Origin of the sequence: Enterobacter sp. UNJFSC 003 (assembly GCF_036903355.1) — a bacterium.
GTDB lineage: Bacteria > Pseudomonadota > Gammaproteobacteria > Enterobacterales > Enterobacteriaceae > Enterobacter.
The window spans coordinates 561,115-573,806 of the sequence record NZ_JBAKHK010000001.1 but is presented as its reverse complement, the minus strand read 5'-3'; the positions used below and the strand labels follow the sequence as shown (position 1 = coordinate 573,806).

Here is a 12,692-nt window from a genome sequence, read left to right as displayed (position 1 = left end):
GCACGCTGCTCTTCTTAGAAATCGACGCGCAGCCCCACATTCCCCACGACCGGCGACTCAACGTGCTCGCTTTTCGCGTAGCTCGCATCCAGCCAGACCTGGGTTGATGGCGTAATCATCACGCTGATACCGCCCGTGAACTTACCGCCCGTGCCGGTGAAATCATTGGTAAAGTCATAGGTCTCGTTAATTCGCGTGCTGCCATTTTTCACCAGCCCCTGGCTCAGCGCCGCCGTCGCATAAGGCATGACCTGCATCTCACCAGCCTCGAGACCGGTGGTCACCCGCAGACCCGCTTGCGCCTGCAGCGAACGTCCGTCACCCGTTTCTGCAGTCATCCCGTTGTTCAGTTTGACGTACTCAGACGGGGTCATCCAGCCGTCGAGACCCGCAAACGGCGTCAGACGCGTGGCATCGCTGAGGGCGATATGACGGCCCGCTTCCAGACCCAGTCCGTATCCCCAGCTGTTCCAGTTTGCACGCGCTGTGCCGCCATCGCTCATGCGGGCACTCAGCGTGTTGTCAAAATGGTTAATCTGTGCGGATCCGCGGGTGTACCAACCGTTAGCGGAGTTTAACGTGGCATACAGACCGCCGCCGTAGCTGGTGACCCGACTCTGGCCACCGCGGGCATGCTTAACCTGGCCGGTTGACTGGCTCAGCCAGGCGCCCGTGGTCAGATCGCCTGCGGCAACGGAGGTCACCTTGTCGCCGCCCAGCATCATGCCGTTTTGTTCCAGGCGGTATGCAGAACCCCAGCCACCCTCGACATCACTGCGGCCGTGCAGCACGCTACCCCACATGCCGGACTGCGGCTGGGCGCGGGTGTCGTCAAGACGCGAGCGCAGGACGTTAAGTTCATTTTCGTGGATAAACTGCGGGGCGGAAGCCATAGAGAGCATCGCATCGGTCGAGGCAGAGGTTGAGCCCGCCTGAACCAGCTCCCAGCAATTACCGTTACGCACAAGCGTTTGCTGCCAGGCGCCGACATCCAGGCGACCGCCGTTCAGCGTAAATTCTGCGTCTCCAGCCGCGGTACGCACCAGCGTCAGGGTATCGCTGCTTGTCGCTTCACGACCGCTGGCGGCCACGTGCAGGGTGTGTTTCCCGGTGGCACTGTCGGAGATATCCAGCAGATCGCCCTGACCGGTCAGCACATCGGCATTCATCATAAAATGGCCGTTGCCGGAGAGCGTGCCGAGCGTCAGCGTGCCGTATTCCTCCCCCGCGGCAAACTTCACCGTTCCGCCCGCCATAGAGAGCGCCTTGATATCGGAATTCGCCGTCATTTCATAGAGGGAGGAGTTATCCAGCGACAGGGAATTGACGTTAATCATCGCCCCGGAAAGGTGGCTACCGTTGCCAAGCGCGACGTCAACCACGGCGTTGTCTTCCGCACGGATGGTGCCTGCGGCCTGGCTGGCGTTGAGTGACAGTGAGACATCGCTGTCATATTTGGCGGTCAGAAGCTCGCCCGTTTCAGAACCGGCGGTGCTGCCATTTCTCAGCTGAATATGTTGAGTTCCACTGCTGACCATGAAAGCAGGGCCTTTTACCGCCCAGACGCTGGACTCATCAAGACCAACGGTGTTCGTTCCGTTCAGATGTATACCGGACTTATACCCCTTAATGGTGCTACCGATAAACGTGCCGTTAGTACCATAAAAATCAACTGCCCCGCTGTACATTTTGTCGTCATTGGCAATAACGCCATTCTCTACAGCGACCTCACCGTCATACGCCACAAGCTGCTGCGCACGGATTTGCATCGCGACAAGCCGGGCCTCATTCACAATAAGCTGTGTTTCGATCGTCGTATTACGGAGCTGGGTATCACCCATCAGAGCGGCTAAATTCACGATAGCATTGTCTATGGTTGCCGTACTGCCAGCATCAAGCATCAGGTAGCGATTAATTTGACCACCGTTCATGGCTAAGTGTCCGTCAGAAATGGTCACTTGACCGGCAACCGCCCCCTTTGCTGTGAGCGTCGCACCATTTTCAACCTGATAGTCTTCATTGTCAGGGGAGTTGCCATCAATCAGCGTGTCTTTATCGATGAGGGTGGCAGCAGTGGTTGTGCCGGTCGTGGCAAGGAGTGCAACAAGGATCGCCCGGCGTAGATAAGAGTAGTGATATAACGATTTCATCAATTGCCTTTTTCATTAGGAATAAACAAAGAGGTGTTCCTCTCTGTTTATTCATCGGTGAAAAGACAATCAGCTGAAATTATTCAGCCAACATCATCTCTTTTTTACGTTCAGCCCTAAAAAGAGCCACCCGCCCTTCAACGACGATCTCCACATGATGAAAATAACGGGAGAGAAGAGAGGCTAACGCCTCTGCGCTGTCGGTTCGGTTAGAAAAGATGCCTTTCTTATTATAAATTTTCATCAGTTTTCGCCCGAACACATTGTGACCCGCCTCGTCACCCAGAATGGTCGCGCCAAATAAACACCCTTCTTTCGTTAACGCCGAACTGGCGTGGGCAATCACCTCAGCTTTATCGCTCATTTCGCCGGGCAGGCAGTGGAGAAGATAAAACATCGACACGGAGTCAAATTGCTCTTGAAGATTTGATGGATAGGGTTCGAATACGTCATGCAATATGGACGCCTTAACCCTGTTTCTGCCCACGCGTGCATTCGCCGCCTCAAGACTTGAGATATTCAAATCGAGCAGCGAAATAGTGCAGGAATCTGGCGTATATGTCAGGTAATATCCGGTTCCGACACCCACATCGAGGTGGTTATTTTTCATGTTATTTCTGAAATGGGGAATAAGATGTCGCTCGGTAGCGCATTTCCAGGCATAGCGGTTGGAAACGCGAAGAACCCACCAGTCATAGAGTTTCAGTGAGAGGGGGGTATAGGCCTTTATACCGTCACGTGTTTTAGTGTTCATAGGATCCTCTGCGCAATCGGTGCAGTAAAGAAGGCCACATTGCGTGACCTTCTTATTGAGAAGTAGAAGGTAATTGGGTGTGACATAAATTATGCCTTCTCATGCTATCAAAAGTTCATTCTGTTGATATGGCGATATAGTGACTTTATTTATCAGAATTTTTTATTTACTGCCCGAACCTCTGAAATGCTTACAAATACGCTCGTTTATTAACGCTATAAACGATTGCCTGTCATAAACATGCTGCCATAATAGATCTCCAACTCATATTGTCGGGAGAATAACCGTGCGCTATTTCGCTGTTGTGGTTTCATCAATTTTAATGTGTGGTTCATCTCTGGCCGCCTCCGTGAACGCCGCAACCCTTCCTGAGCTGGCAGAGGCATTAAACACGCGATTCGAGGTGATGAAGGATGTGGCAGGCTATAAGGCTGCAAACCACCTTCCGATTGAGGATCTACCCAGAGAAAAGAATGTTCTTCTGAAAGCGCAGGACGCCGCCCGCGACGTCATGCTGGATCCGCAGAGTATTGATGCGTTTGTGCAGACACAGATGGCTGTCAGTAAAAACATCCAGTATCGCTATCTTGATAGCTGGCGTTTGCAGCCTGAAAAAGGGTGGCAGCCCCGCCCTCTGGCAGAGGTAAGAGCGCAAATTATTGACCTGGATAACACCATCCTGAACCTGATTAGCCGTCAAATCATGACCGGTGGCGGATTTGGTGAAGAGCAGGACCGCACGCTGTCCCGCTTGCTGAATGATAAGCAGATATCATCGCTTGAGAAGGCGCAGCTCATCGACGCACTCGGGAAGATTAAACGTCGCTAACTGTCTGCCTGAGCCCGTCATGTTTACGACGGGCTCGCGAGTTAATTACTTATTTTTCAATGCACACTGTGCAACATCAGCCTTTAATGCCTTAATTTCATTTTGCTGTTCACGTACGGCCTCAATCAGCGGGGCAACCAGCTTTTGATAATCGACCTGCTTTTTCCCCCCCTCCGTTTTGACCAGTTCCGGGTATACCTTTTCAACATTCTGGGCGATTAATCCGACATCCTGGCTTTTATTCTCTTTCCAGGTATAAGAAACCCCTTCCAGCTGGAGAATTTTATCCAGGGAGCCTTCAAGAGGACGAATATCTTCTTTCAGACTTTCATCACTGAAAGGACAGCATTGGGAGCCGGCATCGGCCCAGGCGAGGGAGGAGAACATCATAGGGATAACAACAAACGCAGTTTTCTTTAACAACATAAACGCTCCATATATGTGTGAGACACTGGATATTCAGGGGTGTGCATTTAAAAATAAGAGTATCAGCAAGATATGCCCGCACTGACAATTAAACGGTAGCAACATTTCTTATTTCAAACCATACGCATCATTGGACAATAAGCGTTTATTATTGAGCGTAATTATCGAAAATAAATAACAACATCATTAGCTGGATAAAAACATTACCGATATTCAGTTATATTCGTTTATTACACATTTGGAACCGAGACGCATCGCGTAAAATATTGCCCCCCTTACTCTCACAAGGGTAATCATGAGAACTGTTATTTTGTTGATTACGGCAATGGGCCTGACGGTGTGCCAAACAAAGCGTGAACCCTCAATTGAGGTGGCGTACTCGATTGACGCCGCAGCGCCTGGGTAGTCTGATGTTGAACAAGGCCATGAAGACCGCTGCCTGATCCTCTTTTGTGCTCAATGGGATTTTTGTCACTGAAAAGAATGAGGATAAGTGTTTGAATAGTGGCTGAGAGAGGTCGGCCCCTCCTGCCATTCCGACTTCTCGACATTTGTTGTTGCCTTCATACCGGGTTATTTGGCATGTTAACGGAACCTGACCTTTCAATTTTGTTCACGTGACGAGTTTGCGAGCACAGCGATGATTAAGTGGCCCTGGAAATCAAACGAAGCTGGTCAAAGCGCGGCATTGCCGTGGGATGAGGCACTGGCGATACCTGTTCTGGCTAACCTCGCACCGGACGAACAGTCAAAACTGATCCCCCTGGCGGAGCGTTTTTTACAGCAAAAGCGCCTGGTTCCGCTTCAGGGTTTTGAACTGGATCCTCTCAAAAATACGCGCATCGCCCTGCTGTTCTGCTTACCGGTTCTGGAACTCGGTATCGAGTGGCTGGATGGCTTCCATGAAGTGCTGATTTACCCGGCACCGTTTATCGTCGATGACGAGTGGGAAGATGATATCGGCCTGGTACACAACCAGCGCATGGTTCAGTCCGGGCAAAGCTGGCAGCAAGGCCCTATTATTCTTAACTGGCTCGATATCCAGGACTCGTTTGATGCATCCGGATTCAACCTGATTATTCATGAGGTCGCGCATAAGCTCGACACCCGCAACGGCGATCGCGCCAGCGGTGTTCCCCTGATCCCGCTTCGTGAAGTGGCAGGATGGGAGCACGACCTGCATGCGGCGATGGATAACATCCAGGATGAGATCGACCTGGTGGGCGAAAGCGCGGCCAGCATTGACGCTTATGCGGCAACCGATCCTGCCGAGTGCTTCGCAGTGCTGTCAGAATATTTCTTCAGCGCTCCTGAGCTTTTTGCCCCGCGTTTTCCCGCGCTGTGGCAGCGTTTTTGCCAGTTCTACCAGCAAGACCCGCTGCTGCGCCTGCGGCAAAACGAAGATTCCGCAGGCAATTCAGCCCGACAGGTCCATTAAGGGGTACGGTCGGCTGACCGTACCCACAGGCTTATCGCTAAAAACAGCAGGGCCATTCCCCAGGCCGTATTCATCAAAAGCTGTTCACCGTAAAAGCGGGTCACCACAGGCACCAACAGCGCGCTTACGCCATATCCTAACGTATGGCTGGTGGCGATAACCCCCGCCCCTTTGCCCGTTGTCAGCCGATCGTTCAGCAACAGCTGATACCCCGGCGTTGCCATCGCAGCGCCCAGCGAGGTAATGACAATCCCCACGTAGAACAGCGCCACATCCGCGATACACATCAGCCCAAGCCCCGCCGCCATCAGCACCGCCGCCATGCACAGTAATACCCTTGGGCTAAAATGCTGCGGACGAACCACCAAAAACTGGGCAGCGAGCGTGGCCAGTGCGGCAAGGCTGAGCAGCAGCGCAACATGATGGCTAACTTGCACGGCATTCCCCTCCAGCAGCGGGTAAAGATGCGGCGACAGGCCGAGCTGCATTAAGCTCACCAGTGCCGCCAGCAGCAGCGCCAGTAACAGATACGGCAGCATCGATGCCTGGAGACGGGTAGCCTGATGGGCCACAGGCGGCAGCGGCGGATCGGCGACCTCACGCAGCACCAGCAGTAACGCGATAAACGGCGCCATTGCCATCAGCCAGAGCGGCGCCACGGGGTTAACGCTGAGCATCAGCGCTGCCAGAGGCGGCCCCAGCAGGCGGCCGCAGCTGAGGCCCGAGCTTATCGTCGCCAGCGCGGCCATTCGCTTATCCAGACCCGCACGTTGAATCGCCCACGTTTGTGCCGCAGGCACCAGCCCCGACACGGTCAGGCCGTACAGCGTGCGTGAAAGGACCAGTCCCGCCATGCCCCAGACGGCATTCAGCACACCGTTGCTCATTGTCCAGACGACCAGCGCCATCACGCAGAAGCTGACCAGATAACCGCTTAACGACGCCAGCATCACGGCCTTACAGCCATGGCGTTCGCTTTGGCGTCCCCACCAGGGGGAAGCAGGTAAGAAAAGCATCGAGCCGAACATTAATAGCCCGGCCCAGACAGAAAGCGAGAGCCCGGTCAACGTGACCAGCTGAGGCAACATCACCAGCAAGCCGTTTTGCCCAATCCCCAATAAACCGGCGCTCAGCGCCAGGGGCCAGTTCGCTTTTGGAACGACGTTTTCCGTCAGAGGTTCAGTACAGGCGCGCATAAGAATGTAAAAGTAATGTCATTAAATGTGTGGAAATTATGAAGTTTATGAAAACAAATATTGCAAAAATAGTTGCGACTGTAAACAGAATGAATATCATAACGAGAATTATTATCAGTCATGGAATGAGGTTCATCTATGCGTACTCTGCCCCGCTCCGCCGGTACAGACGTTGCGGCCCAGTGTTTTTTAAACGCGCTGCTGCGCGAAACGAAGGACTGGCGCTACCATCCCGCTACTGCTGCTGATGAGTTATCGCAGATTCATATCCCTCTCTCATCTACCCAGGCCATCCGGGTTCCCGTTCATTACTTTTCACCGACTCAGCACCATCAGTATTGTTTTCCGGCGACGCTGATCCAGTCCGACAACGACAGCGGTGACACTGTCACATTCCCTCAGCTGGTCGAGTTAATTCTCAAAAAACCCACAGTGAAAGGCACGCTGGATGCCGATACGCTGGCTCGCTTCACGCAGCGCGTACTCGAAAGCCATGCCCACACCTGGCAGGCCATCGACTTGCGCCACAGCTGGGCAAACCTGCGCGACAAGCGGCTGACGTTTGCCGACGCGGAACAGGCGCTGCTGGTCGGCCATGCGTTTCATCCAGCGCCAAAATCGCATGAACCCTTTAATGAAGCGGAAGCGCGTCGATATTTGCCCGACTTTGCCTCCCGCTTCCCGCTGCGCTGGTTCGCCGTTGAGCGTGAACAGATTGCCGGGGAGAGTTTGAACGTCTCCCTGCGTGAACGCCTGCTGCGTTTCGCGGCCCAGAGCGCGCCCGAGCTGCTCGGCCACTTCACCGACACCCGCTGGCTGCTGCCGATGCATCCCTGGCAGGCGGAATACCTGCTGACCCAGCCCTGGTGCCAGCGTCTGGTGGAAAACGGTGCCCTGCAGGATCTGGGCGAAGCGGGCGCGCAGTGGCTTCCCACCAGCTCCTCCCGCTCGCTGTACAGCGAAACCAACAGCGACATGGTGAAGTTTTCCCTGAGCGTGCGCCTGACGAACTCCGTGCGCACGCTGTCGGTGAAGGAGGTCAAACGCGGCATGCGTCTGGCGCGGCTGGCAAAAACCGCGCGCTGGCAGAAACTACAGGCGCGCTATCCCACCATGCGCGTGATGCAGGAAGATGGCTGGGCGGGCCTACGTGATGACAGCGGTGCGATTCAGGACGAGAGCCTGATGGCCCTTCGCGTCAACCTGCTGTTTGACACACCCGACACCCAGACCAACGTGCTGGTGAGCCTGACGCAGGCCGCGCCGGACGGCGGGGATAGCCTGCTGGCGGCGGCGGTTCGTCGCCTGAGCCAGCGTCTGGAGCTACCGCTTGCTCAGGCTGCCCGCTGCTGGCTGGACGCCTATTGCGAGCGCGTTTTACTGCCTCTTTTCAGCGCCGAGGCAGACTACGGTCTGGTTCTGCTGGCGCATCAGCAAAATATCCTCGTTGAAATGCAGCAGGATTTCCCCGTCGGGCTTATCTACCGTGACTGCCAGGGCAGCGCGTGGACCGAAGGGGCCGATGCGTGGCTGCAGGAAGCGGGCGAAAGCGAGGTGGAGAACCGCTTCGGGGAAAGCCAGCTGCTGCGCTACTTCCCTTACTATCTGCTGCTGAACTCCACCCTCGCGGTGACCGCCGCGCTCGCTGCCGCAGGTTTCGACAGCGAAGAACATCTGATGTCGCGCGTGCGCGACGCGCTGGCCGGACTGCGCCAGACGGCAACGCAAACCCGCTGTCTCGACTACGTGTTGGACAGCCCAACCTGGAACTGCAAAGGCAACTTCTTCTGCTACCTGCACGATCGCAATGAGAACACTATCGCCGATCCGGCCGTGATCTATTTCGACTTTACCAACCCGTTTTACAAGGAGAAGGCGTGATGGCAATCGCGAATATCGTCCATTCTGGCTACGGCTTTCGCTGCACCGCAACGGAGATGGCGCTGCCGCTAACGTTAGGTCTCGACGGCAGCGCGGTGCTTGAACGCCTGAAAGATATCCCGGACGGGTGGCTGGTCGAGGCGCTGGATCAGCTGTTTGTCGCCGCTCCCGCGCTCGCCGGCGTGACGCTCCCTTGGGCGGCCTGGCAGGATGAGCCGCAGGCACAAGCGTTGTTTGCTCTGGCCTGCGGGGATTATCTGGCGCGCGACACCTTCTGGCAGCTCCCGCTGTGGCTGCGGGGCAAGCGTCAGCAGGCCAGCGGCGGCATGCAGTTTGATGAAAGCCGTCAGCTTTATTTCCCGCTGCGCCCTCACCGTCCGCAGGGCGAAGCCTATCGCCGGTACGACCCGCAAATTAAGCGCACGCTGAGTTTCCGCGTGGCAGACGTAGAACAGGATGGGGAGCGTTTTACCCGCTGGATGAACACCCCGCGCGTCAACGCCTTCTGGGAGATGGCGGGTCCGCAGGCCGAGCAGGAAAACTACCTGCGCCGCCAGCTCGATTCGACCTATTGCTATCCGCTGATTGGCTGCTTCGACGACGAGCCGTTCGGCTATTTTGAAATTTACTGGGCCCCGGAGGATCGCATTGGCCGCCACTATCGCTGGCAGCCGTTCGACCGCGGGCTGCACATGCTGGTGGGCGAAGAAAACTGGCGCGGCGCGCAGTATATCCGCAGCTGGCTGCGCGGCCTGAGCCACTACCTGTGGCTGGATGAACCGCGTACGACGCGCATTGTCGCCGAGCCACGCTTCGACAATCAGCGCCTGTTCCGTCACCTTTCCGCTGCGGGTTTTGACACGCTGAAAGAGTTCGATTTCCCGCACAAACGCTCGCGCCTCATCATGAGCGAACGTCACCGCTTCTTCAGCGAGGTGGGACTGTGAACGCGCTCTGGCAAAAAGTGAACCGCGAGATGGTCGCGAAGATCCTCGCCGAGCTGGAATACGAACGTACCCTGAGCGCCGAGTCGCTTTCGCCAGACGGCTGGCGTATCACTATGGGTGATGAGTCCTGGACGTTTCGCGCCACGCGCGGGATCTGGGGCTGGCTGCATATCGATCCTGACAGCCTGACCACCGTCAGCGGGGCTGCCGTGGAAGCCGAAAGCGCGCTGCTGCAGCTGGCGACGGTGCTGGAGATGAGCGACGCGCAAACGGCTGAGCATATGGAAGATCTCTACGCCACGCTGCGGGGCGATATTCAGCTTTTACAGGCGCGTGAAGCGCTGGATGCCGACGCGCTGATCCATCTTGACCCCGACGAACTGCAGTGCCTGATGAGCGGACACCCTAAGTTTATTTTTAACAAGGGCCGCCGCGGCTGGGGGCTGGACGCGCTGCGCCAGTACGCGCCGGAATACCGCGGACGTTTTCGTCTGCACTGGGTTGCCGTGCAGCGTGAGCATCTGGTATGGAACAGCGACGTCGATTGCGATATCAACGCCCTGCTAGGCAGCGCCATGGACAGCGCCGAGCGCGCCCGCTTTGACGCCCGCTGGCAGGCGCTGGGTCTCAACGACGCCTGGCTGCCCGTCCCGCTACACCCGTGGCAATGGCAGCAAAAAATTGCCGTTCATTTTCTGGCGCAGCTTGCGCGCGGCGACATGGTGGAGCTGGGCGAATTTGGCGATGAGTATCTGGCCCAGCAGTCTCTGCGCACGCTCACCAATGCCAGCCGCCGCGCGCCGTTTGACATCAAGCTGCCGCTGACGATTTACAACACCTCCTGTTATCGCGGCATTCCAGGCAAGTACATTGCCGCCGGGCCGCTGGCCTCGCGCTGGCTGCAGCAGCAGTTCGCGAACGATGCCACGCTGATTCGCTACGGCGCGCAGGTGCTTGGCGAACCGGCGGCCGGGTATCTTTCGCACGCGGGTTACGCCGCGCTGCCAAAAGCGCCCTACCGCTACCAGGAAATGCTCGGCGTGATCTGGCGGGAAAACCCGTCCTGTTACCTGCAGGAGGGCGAACAGGCCGTGCTAATGGCTGCGCTGATGGAAACCGACAACGCGGGACGTCCGCTGATTGACGCGTGGATCGGCCACTCGGGGTTAACCCCTGAGGCCTGGCTGGCAACACTCTTTGATGCGGCGGTAATTCCCTTCTATCACCTGCTGTGCCGCTACGGCGTGGCGCTGATTGCCCACGGCCAGAACGTCACGCTGGTGATGAAGGATTACGTCCCGCAGCGCATCCTGCTGAAAGATTTCCAGGGCGACATGCGCCTGGTGGATGAGGATTTCCCGCAGGCGCAGAGCCTGCCGGAGCAGGTGAAGGCCGTCACGGCGCGCCTGAGCGCGGATTACATTATTCACGACCTGCAAACCGGCAACTTTGTCACGGTGCTGCGTTTTATCTCGCGTCTCACCCTGCAAAGCGGCGTCAGCGAAACGCGTTTCTACCAGATCCTGGCGCAGGTGTTACGCCGCTATATGGCCGCGCACCCCGATCTGGCGGAACGCTTCGCGATGTTTGACCTGTTTAAGCCACAAATAATTCGCGTGATCCTCAACCCGGTCAAACTGACCTTCTCCGAGCACGACGGCGGCAGCCGCATGCTGCCGAACTACGTCGCCGATCTTAATAACCCTCTTTTTCTGGTCTCCCAGGAGTCAGCGCAATGAAAACCTATGATTTCATCGGCATTGGTATAGGCCCATTTAACCTCAGCATTGCTGCCCTGGCAGAAGGGCTGGACGGCTTTAGCTCGCTGTTCCTTGAGCGCAAACCGCACTTTTCCTGGCATCCGGGAATGATGGTGCCGGACTGCCACATGCAGACCAGCTTCCTGAAAGATCTGGTCAGCGCCGTGGAGCCCACCAACCGCCACAGCTTTCTGAACTATCTGGTGCAGCGTAAAAAGTTCTATCGCTTTCTGACCACCGAGCAGCGCACCGTCTCGCGGGAAGAGTTTGCCGATTACCTGTGCTGGGCGGCGAGCAATCTCACCAACCTGTCATTTAGCCAGCAGGTGCAGCAGGTCAGTTTTGATGAGAATCAAGGCCTGTTTGAGGTGGTGACGCAGCGCGAGCGCTTCCTGGCGCGCCACGTCTGTGTAGGGATCGGCAAGCAGATCAATCTGCCCGAGTGCGTGACCACCCAGGATGACAGCAGCTTCCATGCCAGCGAGATGATGCTGCGCACCCCAGACCTGACCGGCAAACGCGTCACCGTTGTTGGCGGCGGCCAGAGCGGGGCCGATCTCTTTTTGAATATCTTCCGTGGCGAATGGGGCCAACCGCTCAGCCTGAACTGGGTGTCACGCCGCAATAACTACAATGCGCTGGATGAAGCCGCGTTTGCCAACGAGTACTTCACGCCTGAGTACGTGGACAGCTTCTCGACCCTTAATGAGGATGCCCGTCAAAAGATGCTTCACGAGCAGAAAATGACGTCGGATGGCATCACCACGGAATCGCTGCTGGCGATTTATCGCGCCATGTATCACCGCTTTGAAGTGCTGCGCGAAACGCCCTGGGCGCACCTTCTGCCGTCCCGTTCGGTCACGGCACTGACGCGACAGGAAAAAGGCCAGCGCCTGACCATACAGCATCATCTTGACGGGGGCCGCGAGCAGCTGGAGTCCGACGTGGTCATTTTCGCCACCGGCTACCGCACCGTGCAGCCTGCGTTCCTGGCTCCGCTGTCTGACCGCCTGCATCTGGACGCGGACGAAGCCTTCTGCATCAACAACGATTTCACCCTCGAATGGGACGGCCCGCAGAGTAACCACCTGTTTGCCGTGAATGCCGGGATGCACCGTCTCGGTATCGCTGAACCCCAGCTCAGCCTGATGGCCTGGCGTGCAGCGCGAATTCTTAATCGCGCTCACAATGATACGCCGTTTGAGCTGGCTACCACCCCCGGCGTTATCCACTGGCGTAGCTCCACCAGCCCGGATAGCAGCCAGGTTTTTAAATCATTAGCAAAGACCATTGAGTACTGACACACACATT

General features: G+C 56.5%; 10 protein-coding genes. 6 read left to right on the top strand and 4 right to left on the bottom strand.

Annotated elements, in window-relative coordinates; all coding sequences use genetic code 11:
- Positions 1 to 14 precede the first annotated feature (14 nt).
- On the bottom strand, positions 15 to 2,150 hold the full coding sequence (locus tag V5P19_RS02555; RefSeq protein WP_334399837.1) for an autotransporter outer membrane beta-barrel domain-containing protein: 2,136 nt from the start codon (positions 2,148 to 2,150) through the stop codon (positions 15 to 17).
- A 79-nt stretch (positions 2,151 to 2,229) separates the two neighbouring features.
- Entirely contained in the window at positions 2,230 to 2,904 is a 675-nt protein-coding gene (locus tag V5P19_RS02550) for a class I SAM-dependent methyltransferase (RefSeq protein WP_334399835.1), read from the bottom strand.
- 286 nt (positions 2,905 to 3,190) lie between these two features.
- Here V5P19_RS02550 and V5P19_RS02545 point away from each other — a divergent pair, with 286 nt between their 5' ends.
- The gene (locus tag V5P19_RS02545) at positions 3,191 to 3,733 is read left to right on the top strand and encodes a chorismate mutase (RefSeq protein ID WP_334399833.1); all 543 of its coding nucleotides are present in this window, start codon (positions 3,191 to 3,193) and stop codon (positions 3,731 to 3,733) included.
- A gap of 45 nt (positions 3,734 to 3,778) precedes the next feature.
- Here V5P19_RS02545 and V5P19_RS02540 read toward each other — a convergent pair whose 3' ends face one another.
- Positions 3,779 to 4,159: a tail fiber domain-containing protein gene (locus V5P19_RS02540; RefSeq protein WP_334399831.1), complete on the bottom strand. Its 381-nt coding sequence runs from the start codon at positions 4,157 to 4,159 to the stop codon at positions 3,779 to 3,781.
- A gap of 640 nt (positions 4,160 to 4,799) precedes the next feature.
- Here V5P19_RS02540 and mtfA point away from each other — a divergent pair.
- Positions 4,800 to 5,597: a DgsA anti-repressor MtfA gene (mtfA, locus tag V5P19_RS02535; protein WP_334399829.1), complete on the top strand. Its 798-nt coding sequence runs from the start codon at positions 4,800 to 4,802 to the stop codon at positions 5,595 to 5,597.
- On the opposite strand, the gene V5P19_RS02530 is transcribed toward mtfA, so the two are convergent.
- Positions 5,594 to 6,793, bottom strand: coding sequence for an MFS transporter (locus V5P19_RS02530; protein ID WP_334399827.1), 1,200 nt, complete (start codon positions 6,791 to 6,793; stop codon positions 5,594 to 5,596). The genes mtfA and V5P19_RS02530 overlap by 4 nt on opposite strands.
- 138 nt (positions 6,794 to 6,931) lie before the next feature.
- Here V5P19_RS02530 and V5P19_RS02525 point away from each other — a divergent pair, with 138 nt between their 5' ends.
- The 4 genes from V5P19_RS02525 to V5P19_RS02510 are packed head-to-tail and all read left to right on the top strand — an operon-like array spanning position 6,932 to position 12,682.
- Positions 6,932 to 8,674, top strand: a complete 1,743-nt coding sequence (locus tag V5P19_RS02525; protein WP_334399825.1) for an IucA/IucC family protein — start codon at positions 6,932 to 6,934, stop codon at positions 8,672 to 8,674.
- Positions 8,674 to 9,621 (top strand): GNAT family N-acetyltransferase, encoded by a 948-nt coding sequence (locus tag V5P19_RS02520; RefSeq protein ID WP_334399823.1) that lies wholly within the window; start codon positions 8,674 to 8,676, stop codon positions 9,619 to 9,621. The genes V5P19_RS02525 and V5P19_RS02520 overlap by 1 nt, the downstream gene beginning before the upstream one ends.
- Positions 9,618 to 11,360 carry an aerobactin synthase IucC gene (gene iucC, locus V5P19_RS02515; protein WP_334399821.1) on the top strand — a complete coding sequence of 581 codons (1,743 nt, stop codon included), beginning with the start codon at positions 9,618 to 9,620 and terminating at the stop codon, positions 11,358 to 11,360. The genes V5P19_RS02520 and iucC overlap by 4 nt, the downstream gene beginning before the upstream one ends.
- Entirely contained in the window at positions 11,357 to 12,682 is a 1,326-nt protein-coding gene (locus V5P19_RS02510; protein WP_334399819.1) for a SidA/IucD/PvdA family monooxygenase, read from the top strand. The genes iucC and V5P19_RS02510 overlap by 4 nt, the downstream gene beginning before the upstream one ends.
- Positions 12,683 to 12,692 lie beyond the last annotated feature (10 nt).

What these genes read in the sequence shown, in the direction of transcription:
- V5P19_RS02555 (WP_334399837.1), bottom strand. Translation starts at nt 2,150, where the DNA reads ATGAAATCGTTATATCACTACTCTTATCTACGCCGGGCGATCCTTGTT.
- V5P19_RS02550 (WP_334399835.1), bottom strand. Translation starts at nt 2,904, where the DNA reads ATGAACACTAAAACACGTGACGGTATAAAGGCCTATACCCCCCTCTCA.
- V5P19_RS02540 (WP_334399831.1), bottom strand. Translation starts at nt 4,159, where the DNA reads ATGTTGTTAAAGAAAACTGCGTTTGTTGTTATCCCTATGATGTTCTCC.
- mtfA (WP_334399829.1), top strand. Translation starts at nt 4,800, where the DNA reads ATGATTAAGTGGCCCTGGAAATCAAACGAAGCTGGTCAAAGCGCGGCA.
- V5P19_RS02530 (WP_334399827.1), bottom strand. Translation starts at nt 6,793, where the DNA reads ATGCGCGCCTGTACTGAACCTCTGACGGAAAACGTCGTTCCAAAAGCG.
- V5P19_RS02525 (WP_334399825.1), top strand. Translation starts at nt 6,932, where the DNA reads ATGCGTACTCTGCCCCGCTCCGCCGGTACAGACGTTGCGGCCCAGTGT.
- V5P19_RS02520 (WP_334399823.1), top strand. Translation starts at nt 8,674, where the DNA reads ATGGCAATCGCGAATATCGTCCATTCTGGCTACGGCTTTCGCTGCACC.
- V5P19_RS02510 (WP_334399819.1), top strand. Translation starts at nt 11,357, where the DNA reads ATGAAAACCTATGATTTCATCGGCATTGGTATAGGCCCATTTAACCTC.